Raw genomic sequence first — 17956 nt, 5'->3', positions numbered from 1 at the left:
GGGGCGAGAAACCGCCCCTTTTTATTGGATATCTGTCAGCGAGCGCCCAGCCTGCCAACCCGTCGGTTCAGTGCAAAGCCTTGAACTCAATATCGCGCAGGCTGCTCATATTAGGTCGGGTGAACATCTTGCCCCGCTCCGCCCAGACGACGATGAAAAAGGAGAGTGTGCCAAATACTAGCATGCCGAGCGTCAACGGTAAGGTAGTGCCGTTGAAGGCCCGTCCAATCAGCGTCCCCAAAGCGCTGGACAGCGCCGTGGTAAGAAATGCCTGAAAAGACGAGGCGATGCCTGCGCCTTTGGAGAATGGCTCCATAGAAATCGCACTGAAATTGGAGGCGGTGAAGGCGACGGTCATCATCGTCATGGCTTGCAGCAGCATGAAGGTGAAGAGGGTTTCCCGGCCTGCCCAGATCACAATGCTATGCACCAGTGCGATCAGGACGAAGATAAGCAACGCGCCTTGGCTCAACCTGCGAGCGCCGAATCGCGAGACCAGGCGACTGTTGATCAGGCTGCCGACGCCCATCGAACCGGCAATCAGCGCAAATCCGATGGGAAAGAAGGCCTGCGCGTCGAATATATCGAAGAAAATCTGCTGCACCGAGAGAATGAATCCGATCAGGCCGCCCATCACGACACCGCTGGCCAGCATGTAACCGATCGAACTGCGCGTCCGCATGACGATGCCAACTGTCGCGAACAAGGCACGCGGGGTGATCCGCATCCGGTTATCGGGGTGCAGCGTTTCGGGCATGCGGATCAGCATCCACAGCAGGATCAGGCTCGCCTGGATCGCCAGCGCCCAGAAGATCCAGCGCCATGGCGCAATCCACAAGATGAGCTGTCCGAAACTCGGTGCCATCACCGGGATCAGCATGAACACCGCGAAGATCAGCGACATGACCCGCGCCATGGCATCGCCCTTGAACCGGTCGCGCACGATGCCGACAGTAACGACTCGACTGGCACCTGCAAAAAAGCCTGCGCAGGTGCGGCCGACAAGCAGCATGGTGAAACTCGGTGCCACCGCGCACGCGATCGAAGCCATGATGAACAGTGCCATCGACCATCCCAACACGCTCTTGCGCCCGAATCGGTCAGACAGGACGCCGAACAACAAGGAGCCAAGTCCCAACCCCAGAAAATAGAGGCTGATGATCAGTTGCCGGTCGTTGGGTTGCGGGATCGCCAGGTCGAGGCTGATGGCGGGCAGGGCGGGCAGCATCGGGTCGGTCGACAGCGCGTTCATCGCCATCAGGCAAGCGCACAGTAAAACGAACTCGCGGAAACCAATTTGCTTTTCGCGCGGCGTTGCGGGCTGGGGAGACTTTTGGGCCATGCGAGGGCTATGGGGATGATAGCGCGGTGATGCCAGCCCTTATCTGCCCTGCGCAGCGGTTCGTCATTGACCGTGTTAACGCTAATTTGCCCAGCACTATCGCGCATTCAGAAAAAAGGGTGCCGGACCCGTTAACCATTTTTTATCGGATGCTGGTCCAACCTGCCCGCAATGAAAAAGCACAGGGTCGATCCATTGAATTAGCCGGGGCAAAGGAAACAGGGGTTATGGGCAATAGTAGCAAGAGCGCGCAGTTTCTGATGGAAAGCCGCCTGTCGCACGCGACGAGCGGATCGGCAGAAGCCTGTTTTGACCTGGGTGTCGCCTATAGCTGCGGCACCGGCGGCATGCCGGTCGATCTTGTCGAAGCCCATAAATGGTTCAACCTGGCCGCTCTGCGCGGCAGCGAGGAAGGCCAATCGATGCGCGCCGAAATCGCCGAGGAAATGACCGCGCGCCAAATTGCCGAAGCGCAGCGTCAGGCCCGCGCCTGGATGGTGACGACGCAGATCGGCGTCGCCTGACCGCTATCCCTTCCTGAACGGCGTTCGCTCCGCCAGCCATTGGCGGTCCTGTCGCACGCCCGCCCGCTCGGCGGCCAGGAAATCCGCCACCGCCCGGCGGAAACCGGGATTGGGAATATGATGGGCTGACCATGTCGGTTCAGGGGCATAGCCCCGTGCCAGCTTGTGCCCGCCCTGCGCGCCCGCCTCCACGCGCTTGAGCCCGCGCGATATGGCGATGTCGATCGCCTGATAATAGCATAGCTCGAAATGCAGGTTGGGCACGTCCTCGTTGCACCCCCAATAGCGGCCATAGAGCGCATCGCCGCCGATCAGGTTGAGCGCGCCCGCAATCGCTCGCCCTTCATGCAATGCCAGAACCAGCAGCACCTTGTCCGCCATCATCTCACTGAGCAGCGAAAAGAAGGATCGCGTAAGATAGGGCGTCCCCCATTTGCGCGCGCCGGTATCCTGATAGAAATCCCAGAATATGTCCCAATGGGCTTCGGTGAGCGCGCTGCCGGTCAGGTGAATGATCTCCAGCCCCGTGACTGCCCGCGCCCGCTCTTTGCGGATATTCTTGCGCTTCTCGCTCGACAGATCGGCCAGAAAATCGCCGAAATCGCCATAATCGCGATTGGTCCAATGAAACTGACTGTCCTCGCGAATCAACCAGCCTGCCGCTTCGAACAGCGGCACCTGATCGACCTCGACAAAAGTCGCGTGCGCCGACGATAGGCTGTTGCGTTCCACCAGTGTCTCGATCCCCGCGATCAACGCCGGGGCAAAGGCCTCGTCACGCAGCAGCAGCCGGGGACCGGGCACGGGCGAGAAGGGCGCGGCGATCTGGATCTTGGGATAATAGCGTCCGCCCGCCCGTTCCCAGGCATCGGCCCAGCCATGGTCGAACACATATTCGCCCTGACTATGGCTTTTGCCATAAGCGGGCACAGCGGCGGCGATCCGTCCGTCCGGCCCGTCAATCACCAATGGCAAAGGTTGCCAGCCAGTCCCTTCCCCGACACTGCCCGATCGTTCCAGCGCGGTCAGGAAATCCCAGCTGACGAAGGGGTTGGCCGATCCGGCGCAGGCATCCCATTGGTCGCGCGGCAGCTCGGAAACGCCCGCGGCGATGCGCGCGACCCACTCAGTCATGGGGCGTCTCGAAGATGATCTGATCGACATGCCGCGCCGCGCGCGCCCGCTCATCGTCGCTGCGCACCGTCCAGGTCAGCACGGGCCGCCCTTTGGCGCGAGCGCGGCTGGCAAAGGGGGAGGGGAGGTCACGAATATCACAGGCGAGAAAGTCGGGTTTCCCCGACCAAAGCGCAAGGGCGCGGCCGATCTTGCCCCGCATCATTCCCTTGCCCTGCTGTGTCACCACCAATCCGCGCGCGACCTGCGGCAAATATTGTCTGAACCAGCGCAACACCAGGGGGTTGAAGGACATGATCGCCACGGGGGCGTCGGTCCATGCGGCTATATCGCGCGCAACAGCCGCGCAGAGCGGCGCAACGATGCGCCCCCGCACCTTGATCTCGACCAGCAGCGGCACGCCACCGCCGCACCGCTCCAGCAACGCCGCCAATCGCGGGATGACACCGCCATCGGGCAAGGCCATAGCATCGAGATCGGCCGCCTCACGCTCGCCGACGCCTCCCGCCACGCCGGTCATCCGCGCCAGCATCGCATCATGAAAGACAAAGGCGGCGCCATCCCGGCTCGCCCGCACATCGCATTCGATGCCGTATCCGGCGGCGATGGCGGCCTCAAACGCCGCCATGCCATTTTCGCTGACGCCCGCCCCATGCAGCCCGCGATGGGCAAAGGGGCGGGCGGTCAGCCAGGACAGCCGATCAGGCCGCCCGGACAAGGACGATCGCGTCGATTTCGACGACCGCGCCCAGCGGCAGCACGGGCACGCCCACGGCGCTGCGCGCATGCTTGCCCGCATCGCCGAACACATCGACCATCAGTTCGGACGCGCCATTGGCGACCTTGGGCTGATCAGTGAAGGACGACGCGCTGCTGATGAACGCGCCGAGCTTTACGACCCGCTCGACCCGGTCGAGGCTGCCGAGCGCCGCCTTCATCTGGGCAATCAGGTTGAGGCCGCAGATGCGCGCGGCGGCGACGCCATAGTCGAGGTCGCGGTCTTCACCCAGGCGGCCGGTCATCAGGCCGTCGGGTGCCAGCGAAATCTGCCCGGAAATATGCAGCATGCCGCCCGCTTCCACGCTCGATACATAGGCGGCGACCGGGGTGGCGGCCTGGGGCAGGGTGATGCCGAGTTCGGCAAGGCGGGCGTCGATGCTCATGGTAAGGCTCCATCAGTGGGGATAAGGGGAAGGGGGGCCGGACTGTGGGCCAGCCGGTCCATGATCCAGGCTTCGGCCGCGACCCAATTGTCGATCCGCGCATGGGCATGGGGGGCGTCGGGCACGTCGGCGGCGATATCCGGCTCGCCGACAAAGTGCAGCCGCCACACGTCGGGCGCATGGCGCGCGACCGATTCATGATGTTCGGCCAGGTCGTCGATGAACAGCGCGACGCTGGGCGCACGCGCCGCCACGATGCGGGCGAGCGGGCGACCCTTCGGCCCGTTATTCCAGTGAACCGGCATGTCGAGGCCATAGGCGGCGAGTTGTTCGACGCGCTGCGCATGATGGCGTTCGCCGATATTGGTCAGCACTTCGATGTCGGCGACCTGCGCCAGGCGCCCCAATGCCTCGACCGCGCCCGCGATCGGTGACTGGCGGTGCATTTCGGTATCGAAAAAGGCGATCAGCAATTCCCACACATGTTCGCGTTCCAGTAGCAGGCCACTATCCTTGTGGCGCAGCGCTTCGGCAAAGCCGCGTTCGCGCATGTCGAAATCGACGGCATGGGTCTCATCCAGCCAGGCGCGCATCGGCACGACCATGTGCAGCAGCACTTCGTCGCAATCGGTGATGATCAGGGGGCGGGTCATCGGCTCAAAATCTCCTGCGCCGCGATCAGCGCGGCGGGTGTGGTGTCGATCGCCTGCGCACAGGCTATCAGGTCCGGCTCATGATTGGCCAGAAAGGCGAGGATGGCCGCCATGATCGCCGGATCGCCCACGCCCGCGCGCAAGGTTTCGACGTCGATCCCGGTCAGCGCCAGCAACCGGTCCGCCCGCGATTCCTCCGCCAGCGTCCAGCCCAGCGCCATCAGCGCCAGCGTCATCGCGTCGTTAACGCTATCCTGCTTGCCATTCGGTTGGTCGGGTCGCATGGGTGTTTCTCTACGGGAAAGCCGCGTTGACGGCGTGCTAGCCTTGGGATGATCGTTAAAATCGTGGGTGACTGGTGACAAAGCGCGTGCTCGTTGTCGAGGACAACGAACTCAATCTCAAACTTTTTTGCGATCTGCTGCGGGCGCATGACTATGACGTGCTGCCGCTGCGCGACGGGCGCGACGTGCTGGCGCAGGCGCAGGCGTTCCTGCCCGACCTTGTCATCACCGACATTCACTTGCCGCATGTCAGCGGGCTGGATCTGATCATTTCCCTGAAGGGCGACGCACGACTGCGCAACGTACCGATCATGGCGGTGACCGCCTATGCCGGAAAGGGTGATGAGGACCGGATTCGTGCCGCCGGAGCGCAGGCCTATGTGTCAAAGCCGATCTCGGTACTGCGCTTCATCGCGCAGGTCAGCGCCTTATTGCAGGATGCGAACGCAGGGGAATAGCCCATAGCAAAAGGCCCGTTCCCATAAGGGACGGGCCTTTTGCTGCTTCCAAAAGCGATCAGGCGTGCGGACGAAAGGCCCGCAACGGCTTACTTGATCTTGGCTTCCTTGAACTCGACATGCTTGCGCACGACGGGGTCATATTTCTTGAAGCTGAACTTCTCGGTCTTGGTGCGCGGGTTCTTCTTGGTGACGTAGAAGAAGCCGGTGTCAGCCGTGCTGACGAGGCGAATCTTGACAGTTGCTGGCTTGGCCATGGCCCAAAATCCCTGGTCGAATCATGTAAAAGAAAAAGCGTCCCCCCAAGCGTATCGAGGAGGGCTGCCCCGTTTCAGCGCCCGCCCTTGGGGCAGATTCGGGTTGATGTCAAGGCTGGGCCATGATCAACCACTACCAATTGTCCGTTGGTGGCACCCCCAAAGCCCCGAAGGAGCGACGCCTTAAAGCATCAGGTCCGTCACGAACAAAGACGGCACACCTATGACATTTACACCCAGTTCGACGGTATTCAGATCTGCGTCGAGATTGACTTGGACCTGAAAGTCCGATCCCACCTGCTGAATGCGCACTTGGCCCACGCCGGTAAATGCCCCGGAGACGAAAGTCAGCGCCTGATCGCCAACTTCCAGAAATGGGTCGATGCTGCGGAGGTCGATCTTGTCCCCTTGGGCCTGAGAAAAGTCCAGAATGCTGTCAGCTTGGGCTATGTTGCTGTCCCCAGCACCGAAGACAAAGCGATCCGCGCCACCGCCGCCGCGCAACATATCCATCCCGGTGCCGCCAACCAACACATCGTTGCCGGCTCCCCCGCTCAGGCTGTCATTGCCTGATCCGCCGAAAAGCTGATCCGCACCTGGACCACCGAATAGGGTATCTGCGCCGGACGTACCGCTAACCACCAGCGGATTGGCACCGGTCTTGAAACGAAAATCTGCCGCTGTGATGTCGGCGATCTGCTTGCCTGCGATGGTGATGCGCTCAACACCATTACTCCAGCCAAAGTTGATTTGGACGTCTGACCCAATCTGGCTCATAAAGGGTGCAAGCTGCGAAATGCCGCCGATGTTGAAGGCGCTAAGGTCGATTACGTCACCTTTTGCAAAGTCTATAATCGTATCAACGCCAAAACCGCGTTCATCATAGAGGAAGCGGTCATTTCCACCGCCGCCTTGCAATATGTCGTTGCCATCACCGCCAATCAATATGTCACTACCGGCTCCGCCACTTAATCTGTCATTACCTGACCCACCGATAAGCCGATCAGCGCCCTCGCCGCCGAATAGGGTGTCGCTGCCGGACGTTCCATTGACTAATAAGGGGTCATTCCCGGTCTTGAAGCGAAAATCTGCCGCCGTGATGTCGGCGATCTGCTTGCCTGCGATGATGATGCGCTCGACACCATTGCTCCAGCTAAAGTTGATTTGCACGTCTGACCCAACCTGGCTCATGAAGGGTGCAAGTTGTGAAATGCCGCCGATGTTGAAGGCGCTAAGGTCGATTACGTCACCCTTGGTAAAATCGAGGATCGTATCGACACCAAAGGCCCGGTCGTTATAGAGGAAACGGTCTGACCCGCCGCCGCCACGCAGGGTGTCATCGCTACCGCCGCCTATCAATATGTCGTTCCCTGCCCCGCCGCTTAGACTGTCGTTTCCCGATCCGCCGGACAAAGTGTCTGCGCCCGGCCCTCCGAACAAAGTATCTGCACCTGATGTGCCACTGACCAGCAAGGGGTCATTGGCGGTATCGAACAAGAAGTTCGCGGCCGTCATGTTGGCTATCTGCTTGTTGGCGATGATGATGCCCTCGACACCATTGCTCCAGCTAAAGTTGATATGCACGTCTGACCCAACCTGGCTCATGAAGGGCGCTAGCTGCGCCATCCCTCCAATATGCAGAGCGCTAAGGTCGATCCGGTCGCCCGCCGCGAAATCCCGGATAGTATCAGTGCCAAACCCTCTATCCGTATAAAGGAAGCGATCATTACCGCTGCCGCCGCGCAGACTGTCATTTCCGGCCCCGCCGATGAGCACATCATCGCCCGCGCCGCCACTCAGGCTGTCATTGCCTGATCCGCCGAAAAGCTGGTCGGCCCCCGCGCCGCCAAAAAGCGTGTCGGCGCCGGATGTGCCGCTGACGACCAGGGGGTCGCTAGCCGTGTTGAACAGGAAATGTGCCGCCGTAATGTCAGCGATCTGCTTGAACGCTATAACGATCCGCTCGACACCGCTGCCCCACATAAAGTTAATCTGCACGTTCGATCCCGCCTGGCTCATGAACGGGGTCAATTGCGAAAAGCTGCCGATATTGAGGGCGCGCAAATCGATCCGGTCGGCGGCTTCCAGATCCGTTATGACATCAGTGCTGAAACCCCGGACGTCGAATACGAAAAGATCAGCACCCGCCCCACCAGTTAGCGTATCATAGCCTGCGCCGCCTGAAAGGGCGTCATCCCCGTCCATCCCGTTGAGCACATCATTGCCGCCATAACCAAGTATCGTTTCACCTGCCGCTGTGCCGTTGATTGTTTCCGACAAATTTGTACCTTGGATGACCGCCATAGCGCTAAGTCCTTTCGGCAATTGGGAAAATTTTGTTTCCTGATTCGACTTTAAATAAGATCATAACTACATAGAAGTAATCGACACAAGTGATTTTAAGTCAATTCGGTCCAAGTAATGATGAACATTACCAATGAATTTGTTCAATATATGCTGTCGGTCAATCGCGAAATTACAGAAATTTTTATCGGTTTACGCGGCCTTAACCCCATGCGCGCATGATCGCTAGCGGGGCAAGAAGAGGGAAGGCTTCCCATGCGACATGATCCGATGCTGGCCATATTGGCGGACCTGATGCGCCGGGTCGATGGGATTGCGGGTGAACGCGGCCATGTGTCCGTGGTGCGCCTGCATGACGAAGTCGACCAGATCCGGCATATCGCCCGCGCCTTTCACCTCGATGCAGTCGAAGGGCTGGCGGGCACGCTCGAATCGGCGCTGTCGCTGCACGGGCTTGGCCCGGTGGTACTGTCCTATCTCGACCTGATGCGCGACGCGATCGCGACCGAGATGCCGGTCGCCACCATGATGCCGCCCGTCGCCCGCACCCCGTCGCCTATCGCGCTGCGCGCCTGAACGCGCGCCGCTGATGGACGCTCTGCTGCTCGCCCTTCTTGGCTGCCTGCTCGGCGAAATCGGCGACAAGAGCCAGTTGCTCATTCTCGCTTTGGCGACGCGCTATAACCGCAATGGCGCAGTCATCGCCGGGATCATCGTCGCCGCGACCGCCAATGCGCTGATCTCCGCCTTCGCCGGAGCATGGATCGGCCCGATGCTGGGCGCGGATGCCCGGCTGCTCTTCCTCGCGCTGTCGGTCCTGTTCCTGGGCGCCGGGCTGCTCTGGCGGGTCAAGATGCCCGACACGCTCACCGGCTGGCCGACCGGCGCGTTCCTGACGACCGCGCTTGGCCTTTTCATCCTGGGTTTCGGCGATGGTCCGCAATTTCTCATCCTGGGCATCGCCACCCGCACCGGCGACCCGGCGCTGGCCGCGATCGGCGGCGCGATCGGCGTCATCGCGGCGCTGGTGCCCATCGTCCTTCTGCGCGACCGCCTGCTGGCGTCGATACCGGTGCGCCTCATTCGCGGGGTGGGGGCGGCGATCCTGCTGCTGACGGGCGGCATCATGGCGATTACGGCGCTCGGCCTGCTCTGATCGCTTTCTTTCATAAGGCTGATCGCGTTTTTTGGTGGCACCTTATGGATCGCCGATCATTATATGTCCGAAACCATTTCGCGAAACAGGAGCACATCCATGACAGCCCCCGATCTCAAGACCCCGACCGACCTCAAGAGCAACGAGACCAAGTCCGTCGCGCAGGCGCTGAACGGTGCGCTCGCGGACAGCTATGCGCTCTACCTCAAGACCAAGAATTTCCACTGGCACGTCTCCGGCCCGCATTTCCGCGACTATCATCTGATGTTCGACGAGCAGGCTGCCGAAATCCTCGCTACGACCGATCTGATTGCCGAGCGCGTGCGCAAGACCGGCAATGTCACCCTGCGCTCGATCGGCGACATCTCCCGGCATCAGAGCCTCAAGGACAATGACGCCGATTTCGTCAGCCCGGTCGACATGCTCAAGGAATTGCGCGACGACAATCTGGCGCTGGTCGAAACCTTCCGCGTCGTGAAGGCAGCGGCGGCGGATGCAGGCGACAATGCCACCGAAGGCGTCGTCGATGACTGGACCGACCAGGCCGAACAGCGCGCCTGGTTCCTGTTCGAAGCAGGCCGCGGCGCCTGATTTTTAGTCCTCAACCGTTCGGTTCGACAGGCTCGAGCCGAACGGCGGGGGAAGTCAGGCCTCTGTGACGACCGAAATAGCGACGATCTCGACCGCATCCGCCTTCCCGGCAAAATCCACCGTCTCGCCAACGCCCGCGTCCATCATCGCGCGCGCCAGCGGCGAGGAGAAACTGATCCGCCCATCGGTGGGATCGGCCTCGTCATCGCCGACGATCATGACGCTCTTGTCACGCCCATTCAGGCGATAGGTCACCCGGCACCCAAAGCTGACCGCCTCGCCATCGGCAACCGGTTGCAACTGCGCCGTAGCCCGCCGCGTCCGCCAATAGCGCAACAGCCGCTTATGCTTCTTGGCGGCATCTTCCTCCATGGCGCCAATATCGACGACCTCCAGCGTCGCCGCCATCTCTTGCGTCAGCCGCAGCCCCCGCGCCGTCACCCAATTGGGACCGGGCGGCAGCGGCAGCTCGAACTTGGGCTCCATATGCTCGTCGTCGCCTTCCCGGCGAAAGGCGACACTCACGCCTCAATCCTCATCGAACAACCCGGCGAGTTGCTCCACCATGGTCCCGCCCAATTGTTCGGCATCCATGATCGTCACCGCCCGCTTATAATAGCGCGTCACGTCATGGCCGATGCCGATCGCAACCAGTTGCACCGGCGACCTATTCTCGATCCAGTCGATCACCTGCCGCAAATGCCGTTCCAGATAGGTGCCGCTATTGACCGACAGGGTCGAATCATCGACCGGCGCGCCATCGGAAATCACCATCAGGATGCGCCGTTCCTCCTGGCGCGCGATCAACCGGCTATGCGCCCACAGCAGCGCCTCGCCGTCGATATTTTCCTTCAGCAGCCCTTCGCGCATCATCAGGCCCAGATTCTTGCGCGCCCGCCGCCACGGATCATCCGCCTTTTTGTAGACGATGTGGCGCAGGTCGTTGAGCCGCCCCGGCATTGGCGGGCGTCCGGCCGCCAGCCATTCCTCGCGCGCCTGCCCGCCCTTCCACGCCCGCGTGGTAAAGCCCAATATCTCGGTCTTGACCCCGCACCGTTCCAGCGTGCGTGCCATGATGTCAGCGCTGATCGCCGCGATGCTGATCGGCCGCCCGCGCATGGAGCCTGAATTGTCGATCAGCAGCGTCACCACCGTATCGCGAAACTCGGTATCGCGCTCGATCTTGTAGGTCAGCGATCGGGTCGGGTCGATGATGACGCGCGCCAGCCGCGCCGCATCCAGCATCCCCTCATCCTGATCGAAATCCCATGACCGCGACTGCTGCGCCATCAACCGCCGCTGCAGCCGGTTGGCGAGCTTGGTCACCGCCCCCTGCAAACTGACCAATTGCTGGTCGAGGAAGCCGCGCAACCGCACTAGCTCATCCTCGTCGCACAATTCGTCGGGCGTGACGATCTCGTCATGCTTGAGCGTATAGGCCTTGTAATCGAAGCCCGGCGGCAGGTCGGACATCGGCCGATTGGGGCGGACCGGCATCATGCCTTCCTCGCCCATATCGTCCGCGCCCGCATCGCTGTCGGCCTCGAACTCGTCGCTATAGTCGGTCTCACCCTCTTCGGTATCGCCGCCCTGGTCCTCGGCGCGCGCCTCGGCATTCACATCGCTGTCGCCGGACTCGTCCTGCCCGCTGTCGCCGTCCTCGGACTGATCCTCCTGATCCTCGCCCTCATCCTGCGCTTCGGGCTCGTCCAGATCGGGCGGCACATCGGCATCGATCAGTTGCAGATGTTCCAGCATCGCCGTGGTCAGCTTCTGGAACGCGCGCTGGTCATCGATCGCCAGCGCCAGCGCGTCCAGGTCATGCCCGGCCTTGTCCTCGATCCACTGATCGACCATCGCCACGCCCGCCGCGACATCCTTGGGGATCGCCTGTCCGGTCAGCCGTTCGCGCACCTTGAGCGCCAGCGCGGTGGACAAGGGCACCTCGTCGGCCGACCGCGCCCGGCGGATCGCATCGGATTTCAGCCGCATGTCGAGCGCATGGTTGAGGTTGGCGCGCACGCCCGCCATCGCCCGCGACCCGATTGCCTCGACCCGCGCCTGCTCGACCGCATCGAACACCGCCCGCGCCACCGCCTCGCCCGGCGCGGAAGACCCGTGAATCTTCGCGTTATGATAGCGCAGCTTCAGCGCATTGGCGTCGGCAAAACCCCGCGCCAGCGCGACCTGATCGGCGGGCAGATTGCGCCCCGGCGTCGGCACCTTGATCGCCTTGCCCGCCACATGCGGCGCATCGGCGGTAAAGCCCACCTCCACCTCCGCATCACGCGCAATCGACCGCGCCGTGCCCGACAGCACATCCTTGAAGGCATCAATGGGGGAGCGTTCGGTCATCAGCCTTCCGGGTCGCCGGTGCGCGGCACGGCGATCGTCTCGATCTGCGTCTCGACTTGCGCCATCAGCTTGTGGATCGGGCATTTCGCCGCGACCGCAATCAGCTTCTCATGCTGCTCGTCGGTCATCGGCCCGGTCAGCGCAATGCGCGTGGTCAGCTTGTAGACGCCCTTGCGCTCCTCGCTCGCATCGCGGATCACGCCGACATGGATGCCCTCCACCGGAATCGCATTGCGCTGCGCATACCATAGCATCGTCATCGCCTTGCAGGTGCCGAGCGCCGCATCATAGAGGTCATGCGGGTCCGGGCCTTCATCCGCGCCATCGGGCGCGGCCATGTCGGCGACGATCTCATGCCCCCTTATGCTGATCCGATGCGCCGTCCCGTCCGGCGCGATCCGCTCGACGACGATCATGTTCAGACCGCCATGCGCAATATGACGCCATCGGGCAAAAAGAAGCCATTGAAGCGATTGTTCGACAATGTAACGGCTCCGATACCTTCCATGCGCATGAATTTGCCGAGACCTTTGACTGCCGGATGATCGGCCTTCTTAAACTCCACAAGCCCCACATCCAAGCTAGGTAAATCTGTTCGATGTTCGCTGATGGTTTGTGCCACGATGCGATAAAATTCCCTCTTGTCTGTTACATCAGAAGAAGGAATTATCCATAATTTCCAATTGCTTGTGTCAGAGCTATAAACCCATACAGCTCCAAGTGGACGCAACTTGCTGTCATCAAGATAGCGAACAAGCCGCTGGCCTTCTTTCACCAAAATATCTGTATCCATGGCAGGACTCCGTGCGCGTCGTTACCGACCGCTTGAATGAGGTAATCTGCTGAACTTTTGTCATTTGTCTCATACCGAGAATCGGGTTTCCATTCTGCGGTAAGACCCCAATTTTGAGCGAACTCGTTATCCTGGTCCTGACGATTCTTCAGTTCAGTTTGTAATCCTGCTAACGATACCAGCTTGGGTAAGTCGTGGGTATGCAAATCTAGGACAAGCTTTTTGTCCGGTATCGCGTCTGCATAAAATTGTCCAGCAAGGCATGCCTTTATGGCTAGCTCAACTGCGTATCCAGCCAAGTAATATGCGTTTGACCACCGATCGTGCCTAAATAAAAGCTGAGCATCAGCTAATTTTGCAGCACTAAGCGCTTTAAGGTCTTCCTTCCTCAGGCTCTGCATGACTCGCTCAACTTACCCGACCCGCGACGCTTTCGGGCAGATCCTTGCCGAACACGCGCTGATAATATTCCGCCACCAGCGCCCGCTCCGCCTCATCGCATTTGTTGAGGAAGCTCAAGCGGAAGGCGAAGCCGACATTTTTGAAGATCAGCGCATTCTGCGCCCAGCTAATGACCGTGCGCGGTGACATGACAGTCGAGATATCACCGTTGATGAAGCCCTGCCGCGTCAGTTCGGCGACCTTGATCATATTCTCGACTTCCTTGCGGCCGCCCTCATGATCATATTCGCCCGACTTGGCCAACACCACCTGCGCTTCCGTCGCGGCGGGCAGATAGTTGAGCGCCACGACCAGGTTCCAGCGGTCCATCTGACCCTGGTTGATCTGCTGCGTGCCATGATAGAGGCCGGTCGTATCGCCCAGGCCCACCGTATTGGCGGTCGCGAACAGGCGGAAATAGGGGTTGGGCCGGATCACGCGATTCTGGTCGAGCAAGGTCATCTTGCCGTCGGTTTCCAGCACGCGCTGGATCACGAACATCACGTCGGGGCGCCCCGCATCATATTCGTCGAACACCAGGGCGACCGGCCGCTGCAAGGCCCAGGGCAGCAGCCCTTCCTTGAACTCGGTAACCTGCTGGCCTTCTTTCAGGACAATGGCGTCGCGGCCGACCAGGTCGATACGGCTGATATGCGCGTCCAGGTTGATGCGGATGCACGGCCATTTCAGCCGCGCAGCGACCTGCTCGATATGGCTCGACTTGCCGGTGCCATGATAGCCCTGCACCATGACGCGGCGGTTGAACGCAAAGCCCGCCAGGATCGCCAGCGTGGTGTCGGGATCGAACACATAAGCGGGGTCGAGGTCGGGCACGCGCTCGTCGGCCTGGGAAAAGGCCGGGATCTGCATGTCGACATCGATGCCGAACATATCGCGCGCGTTCACAAACCGATCGGGGGCATCCAGCAGCGTTTCGGCGCGGGTATCGGGCTGGACGTTGGAAATATCGTTCATCGGGTCATCATCTTCCTGCGAGTCATGCCAGCCCTAACCGATCCAGGAAGGCGATGTCGAGACAATGGGGGCTGCCGCCAGCCGGATCAAGCGGCCCATTCGGCCAGATTGGCTTCCTGTCCGATCAACGCCAGCCCATGGGCGATGGAGGTCAGCTCGCCGCCGCTGGCAATCCGCCCCTCGCCAAAGCGCTTGCGGAAGATCGCGCGAATGGCCGGGATCAGCGACGATCCGCCAGTCAGGAACAGCCGGTCGATCGCATCCGGGGTCACCCCAGCTTTGGCCAGCGCCGCGTCCACGGTCGCTTCGATCCGCGCAATATCGGGCGCAATCCACGCCTCGAAATCGCGCCGCTGCACCTGTTGCTCGATCTCCAGCCCCCCGCCCGAAAAGCGGAACGTCGCGCTGTCCGCGTCGGACAAGGCGCGCTTGAGCGACCCCACCGCATCATAGAGCGGATAGCCCAATTCTTTTTCGATCACGGTGATCATCCGCCCGATCGCCGCCGGGTCGGTCGCCGCCTTCTTCAGCCGCGCCAGCTCGTCCATCGTCCGCCGGTTGCGCATCAGCGCCAGGCGCGACCAGTCGGCGAAATCGGCGAAATGGCTGCGCGGTATCTCCAATGTCTTGCCGAACGACTGATAACTGCCGCCCTTGCCCAGCATCGGCAGCACCAGATGGTCCATGATCCGATAATCGAACCGGTCGCCCGCTATGCCGATGCCCGCCGACCCCAGCGGCACGCACCGTCGCGCCGCGCCGGGGGCTTCCACGCGCACGATCGAAAAATCGCTGGTGCCACCACCGAAATCGGCGACCAAAATCGTCGCGGGTTCGGTCAGGCGGCTGGCATAGCTGAACGCCGCGCCCAGCGGCTCATAGACATAATGGATGTCGGTGCCGAACCCGGCGAACATCGCGTCATAGCGTTTGCGCGCCAGCGCTTCGTCGGGACGCGATCCGGCATATTCCACCGGTCGCCCGACGACGATCCGCTCCGGCCGGGTTGCCAGCGCACCCCCTGCATGGTCGATCATGCGCGCCAGGAACATCGCGCCCAGTTCCTCGAACCGGAACCGTTTTTCAAACACGTTGGCGCTCTCGAAGATCGGGCTGGCGGCCACCGACTTGAACGACTGGAGGAAACGGCTGTCTTCGGGATATTCCATATATTCGGCGATCGCCCACGGCCCCGCCTCATGCGCCAAACCGCCTTTGGCCCCTTCCTCATGCCAGAAGCACAAGGCCGATCGAAACACCGCGCCGGTCGCTTGATCGCCGACAAAGTCCACCAGATCGGACTGCTGGCCGGTCGCGATGGCGACGACGCTGTTGGTCGTGCCGAAATCTAGGCCCAGCGCGCGCGGCACATCCTGCATGTTTCATCTCCGGGGAAGGGGGCTGCGCGCTATGACAGCAGCGCCGTGTGCCCGCAAGGCTAGCCTCTGTCCTACAAGGCCGCCGATCGCTATAAGCATATGGTGTCGAGGCCAGAGGCAACGTAATAAAATTACGAGACGGCGAACGAAAATATCGAAAATAGCGGGAAATATGCGAAGCTAAGCGAAAACCGCCGCCTTGCGCAAATGGGCATAGGCCTGGATCACGCCCTGCAACGCGCCCTCATGGCTGCGGTCGCCGCCATTATGGTCGGGGTGATAGCGGCGCACCAACTGGGTGTAGCGCGTCCGCAGCGCCTTGCGGTCGGTATCGATGCCCAGCCCCATGACGCCCAAGGCCTTGCGATCCTCGGCCGACAGAAATTGGCCATCCTGCCGCACCTGCGCATCGGCGCGCGCCTTGGCCATCCGTTCCTTGAACTTCGCGCCGATCGCATCGAGCGGATCGACGAAATCGGCCCATTTGGGAGAAGGACTATGCGCGTTGGCGGAAAAGGCGCGCGTCTCCCGCTCCCACCCCGCATAGGGGCGCTGCGCCGCCGCGATCTCGTCTGGCGTCATGCCGGTGAAGAAATTATAGCCCTGGTTGAACGCCTTGACATGGTCGAGGCAGAACCAGCGCCAGCGCGGCCCCTCATCGCCCGGCCGGGCGCTGCCTTCTGCCGGGGGCGCGCGGAATTCGCCGGGTTCCGGGCATCCGGGCGCCGCACAGGGGCGGTCGCCTTCCACCCGGCCATGAAAGCGGTTGAAACGACGGTTCGAGAAAGGGTCGGTCGACAAACTTGTCCTGATGCATGATGCGGCAAAGCGTTTATATAGGGGGCATGACCCAGATTCTGAAAGGCCCCGTGGCCACCGAAATCGAGGCGCGGCTGCGCGACGCCCTGAACCCGCAACAGCTCGCCGTGATCGACGACAGCGAAAAGCATCGCGGCCATGCCGGGCATGACGGGTCGGGCGAAAGCCATTTCACCGTCGACATCGTCGCTGATCGCTTCACCGGGCAAAGCCGCGTCGCGCGTCAGCGTCTCGTCAACGCCGCGCTGGCCGATCTGCTGCGCGATAAAGTCCACGCGCTGGCGATCAAGGCCCGCGCCCCCGGAGAAGCCTGATGACCCTGGACGACCTCATCCTGCAAAGCATCGCGCCCACCACCCATAATCTGGGCGATTTCAAGGTCCACCGCTCCCTCCCGACCAAGGGGCGCACGATGGTCGGCCCCTTCATCTTCTTCGATCAGGCTGGCCCGGCAAAGCTGGATGCAGGCCATGGCATCGACGTGCGCCCCCATCCGCACATCAACCTGTCGACCGTCACCTATATGTATGAAGGCGCTTTCCTCCACCGCGATTCGCTGGGCACCGAGCAACTGATCGAAGCGGGCGCGATCAACCTGATGACGGCGGGCAAGGGCATCGTTCATAGCGAACGCTCGCCCAATGACGAACGGGCCAAGGCCTCCAAATTGTCCGCGATCCAGACCTGGCTGGCGCTGCCCGACGCGCTGGAAGAAATGGACCCCGCCTTCGAACATGTCAGCGAAGGCCGCCTGCCAGTGATCGAGGACGGCCTCAGCCGCGCGCGGGTCATCATGGGGTCCCTCTGGGGCGAAACCTCCCCGGTCACCACCTATGCGCAGACCATCTACGCCGACATCCAGCTGGCACCCGGTGGCCGCATCCCGATCGACCCATCAGCCGACGAACGCGCCATCTATGTCTCCGGCGGCGATGCCGCACTCGATGGCATGATGCTGACGCCGCAGACGCTCTACGTCCTGCGTCCCGGCACCCGCGCCACGCTGAGGAGCGTCGATGGCGGCCGCGTGATGCTGTGCGGCGGCGAAGCCTTCACCTCGCCCCGCCATGTCTGGTGGAATTTCGTCTCATCCCGCCCCGACCGCCTCATGCAGGCGCGCGAAGACTGGGAAGCCCTCCGCTTCCCATTGATCCCCGGCGACGATCAGGAGTATATCCCCATTCCCCAGGGCCGCCCCAAAACGGTAAGCTACCCCTAATTCCTCCCCGGCACGGCAGGGCTATCGCATATGACCAAGCATTGAGAGAAGGAATGCATCGTTCCACCCTGCTCGTTTGATTTTGCCTTTGATTGATCCCTTGTCCGGG

The 17956-nt window shown here is 61.6% G+C and carries 23 protein-coding genes; 7 read left to right on the top strand and 16 right to left on the bottom strand.

Features of this window, described 5'->3' with window-relative positions; all coding sequences use genetic code 11:
* Positions 1 to 67 precede the first annotated feature (67 nt).
* Positions 68 to 1342, bottom strand: coding sequence for a multidrug effflux MFS transporter (locus tag J2W40_RS16680; protein ID WP_310226917.1), 1275 nt, complete (start codon positions 1340 to 1342; stop codon positions 68 to 70).
* 227 nt (positions 1343 to 1569) lie between these two features.
* On the opposite strand from J2W40_RS16680, the gene J2W40_RS16675 reads away from it, so the two are divergent.
* Complete coding sequence (locus J2W40_RS16675) at positions 1570 to 1866, top strand: SEL1-like repeat protein (protein WP_037477232.1); 297 nt, start codon at positions 1570 to 1572, stop codon at positions 1864 to 1866.
* A 3-nt stretch (positions 1867 to 1869) separates the two neighbouring features.
* Here the strand turns inward: J2W40_RS16675 and J2W40_RS16670 are convergent, their stop codons facing one another.
* Genes J2W40_RS16670 through J2W40_RS16650 form a run of 5 tightly spaced genes read right to left on the bottom strand, consistent with a single transcriptional unit; the run spans position 1870 to position 5100 of the window.
* A complete protein-coding gene (locus tag J2W40_RS16670) occupies positions 1870 to 3000 on the bottom strand; it encodes a GNAT family N-acetyltransferase (RefSeq protein ID WP_310226915.1) in 1131 nt (376 codons plus the stop codon).
* Positions 2993 to 3718 carry a glycerophosphodiester phosphodiesterase family protein gene (locus J2W40_RS16665; protein ID WP_310226913.1) on the bottom strand — a complete coding sequence of 242 codons (726 nt, stop codon included), beginning with the start codon at positions 3716 to 3718 and terminating at the stop codon, positions 2993 to 2995. The genes J2W40_RS16670 and J2W40_RS16665 overlap by 8 nt, the downstream gene beginning before the upstream one ends.
* Positions 3702 to 4163, bottom strand: coding sequence for a RidA family protein (locus J2W40_RS16660; protein WP_037477227.1), 462 nt, complete (start codon positions 4161 to 4163; stop codon positions 3702 to 3704). Before J2W40_RS16660 ends, J2W40_RS16665 begins: the two co-directional genes overlap by 17 nt.
* Positions 4160 to 4816, bottom strand: a complete 657-nt coding sequence (locus J2W40_RS16655; protein WP_310226911.1) for an HAD family hydrolase — start codon at positions 4814 to 4816, stop codon at positions 4160 to 4162. The genes J2W40_RS16660 and J2W40_RS16655 overlap by 4 nt, the downstream gene beginning before the upstream one ends.
* On the bottom strand, positions 4813 to 5100 hold the full coding sequence (locus tag J2W40_RS16650) for a DUF3572 domain-containing protein (protein ID WP_069065580.1): 288 nt from the start codon (positions 5098 to 5100) through the stop codon (positions 4813 to 4815). Before J2W40_RS16650 ends, J2W40_RS16655 begins: the two co-directional genes overlap by 4 nt.
* Before the next feature lie 74 nt (positions 5101 to 5174).
* Between J2W40_RS16650 and J2W40_RS16645 the strand changes: the two genes are divergently transcribed.
* Complete coding sequence (locus J2W40_RS16645) at positions 5175 to 5558, top strand: response regulator (protein WP_310226908.1); 384 nt, start codon at positions 5175 to 5177, stop codon at positions 5556 to 5558.
* 89 nt (positions 5559 to 5647) lie between these two features.
* On the opposite strand, the gene rpmG is transcribed toward J2W40_RS16645, so the two are convergent.
* Together rpmG and J2W40_RS16635 are read right to left on the bottom strand one after the other, a co-directional pair.
* Entirely contained in the window at positions 5648 to 5815 is a 168-nt protein-coding gene (gene rpmG, locus J2W40_RS16640) for a 50S ribosomal protein L33 (RefSeq protein ID WP_037472289.1), read from the bottom strand.
* A 183-nt stretch (positions 5816 to 5998) separates the two neighbouring features.
* A complete protein-coding gene (locus J2W40_RS16635; RefSeq protein ID WP_310226906.1) occupies positions 5999 to 8119 on the bottom strand; it encodes a calcium-binding protein in 2121 nt (706 codons plus the stop codon).
* A gap of 255 nt (positions 8120 to 8374) precedes the next feature.
* Between J2W40_RS16635 and J2W40_RS16630 the strand changes: the two genes are divergently transcribed.
* The 3 genes from J2W40_RS16630 to J2W40_RS16620 all read left to right on the top strand — a co-directional run bounded on the left by J2W40_RS16630 (position 8375) and on the right by J2W40_RS16620 (position 9866).
* Positions 8375 to 8695 (top strand): hypothetical protein, encoded by a 321-nt coding sequence (locus J2W40_RS16630; RefSeq protein ID WP_310226904.1) that lies wholly within the window; start codon positions 8375 to 8377, stop codon positions 8693 to 8695.
* A 13-nt stretch (positions 8696 to 8708) separates the two neighbouring features.
* On the top strand, positions 8709 to 9275 hold the full coding sequence (locus tag J2W40_RS16625) for a TMEM165/GDT1 family protein (RefSeq protein ID WP_310226902.1): 567 nt from the start codon (positions 8709 to 8711) through the stop codon (positions 9273 to 9275).
* Positions 9276 to 9374: 99 nt separating this feature from the next.
* Positions 9375 to 9866 carry a Dps family protein gene (locus J2W40_RS16620; protein ID WP_310226900.1) on the top strand — a complete coding sequence of 164 codons (492 nt, stop codon included), beginning with the start codon at positions 9375 to 9377 and terminating at the stop codon, positions 9864 to 9866.
* 54 nt (positions 9867 to 9920) lie between these two features.
* Here the strand turns inward: J2W40_RS16620 and J2W40_RS16615 are convergent, their stop codons facing one another.
* From J2W40_RS16615 to J2W40_RS16580, 8 genes are all read right to left on the bottom strand, one after another.
* Positions 9921 to 10391: a GreA/GreB family elongation factor gene (locus J2W40_RS16615; protein ID WP_310226898.1), complete on the bottom strand. Its 471-nt coding sequence runs from the start codon at positions 10389 to 10391 to the stop codon at positions 9921 to 9923.
* A 3-nt stretch (positions 10392 to 10394) separates the two neighbouring features.
* On the bottom strand, positions 10395 to 12221 hold the full coding sequence (cobT, locus tag J2W40_RS16610) for a cobaltochelatase subunit CobT (protein ID WP_310226896.1): 1827 nt from the start codon (positions 12219 to 12221) through the stop codon (positions 10395 to 10397).
* Positions 12221 to 12637: an OsmC family protein gene (locus J2W40_RS16605; RefSeq protein WP_310226895.1), complete on the bottom strand. Its 417-nt coding sequence runs from the start codon at positions 12635 to 12637 to the stop codon at positions 12221 to 12223. The genes cobT and J2W40_RS16605 overlap by 1 nt, the downstream gene beginning before the upstream one ends.
* A gap of 2 nt (positions 12638 to 12639) precedes the next feature.
* Positions 12640 to 13014 (bottom strand): hypothetical protein, encoded by a 375-nt coding sequence (locus tag J2W40_RS16600; protein ID WP_310226893.1) that lies wholly within the window; start codon positions 13012 to 13014, stop codon positions 12640 to 12642.
* Positions 12993 to 13415, bottom strand: a complete 423-nt coding sequence (locus tag J2W40_RS16595; protein WP_310226891.1) for a HEPN domain-containing protein — start codon at positions 13413 to 13415, stop codon at positions 12993 to 12995. Before J2W40_RS16595 ends, J2W40_RS16600 begins: the two co-directional genes overlap by 22 nt.
* 7 nt (positions 13416 to 13422) lie before the next feature.
* Positions 13423 to 14430: a cobaltochelatase subunit CobS gene (cobS, locus tag J2W40_RS16590; protein WP_310226889.1), complete on the bottom strand. Its 1008-nt coding sequence runs from the start codon at positions 14428 to 14430 to the stop codon at positions 13423 to 13425.
* A gap of 86 nt (positions 14431 to 14516) precedes the next feature.
* Complete coding sequence (locus tag J2W40_RS16585) at positions 14517 to 15809, bottom strand: Hsp70 family protein (RefSeq protein WP_310226887.1); 1293 nt, start codon at positions 15807 to 15809, stop codon at positions 14517 to 14519.
* 180 nt (positions 15810 to 15989) lie between these two features.
* Positions 15990 to 16610, bottom strand: coding sequence for a molecular chaperone DnaJ (locus J2W40_RS16580; protein ID WP_310226885.1), 621 nt, complete (start codon positions 16608 to 16610; stop codon positions 15990 to 15992).
* A gap of 44 nt (positions 16611 to 16654) precedes the next feature.
* Between J2W40_RS16580 and J2W40_RS16575 the strand changes: the two genes are divergently transcribed.
* A complete protein-coding gene (locus J2W40_RS16575) occupies positions 16655 to 16942 on the top strand; it encodes a BolA family protein (protein ID WP_037472779.1) in 288 nt (95 codons plus the stop codon).
* On the top strand, positions 16942 to 17847 hold the full coding sequence (locus J2W40_RS16570) for a pirin family protein (RefSeq protein ID WP_310226882.1): 906 nt from the start codon (positions 16942 to 16944) through the stop codon (positions 17845 to 17847). The genes J2W40_RS16575 and J2W40_RS16570 overlap by 1 nt, the downstream gene beginning before the upstream one ends.
* Positions 17848 to 17956 lie beyond the last annotated feature (109 nt).

It is taken from the genome of Sphingobium xenophagum (assembly GCF_031457465.1).
Taxonomy (GTDB): Bacteria; Pseudomonadota; Alphaproteobacteria; order Sphingomonadales; family Sphingomonadaceae; genus Sphingobium; species Sphingobium xenophagum_A.
The sequence above is the reverse complement of the archived record's forward strand: the minus strand, read 5'-3'. Positions and strand labels throughout refer to the sequence as shown.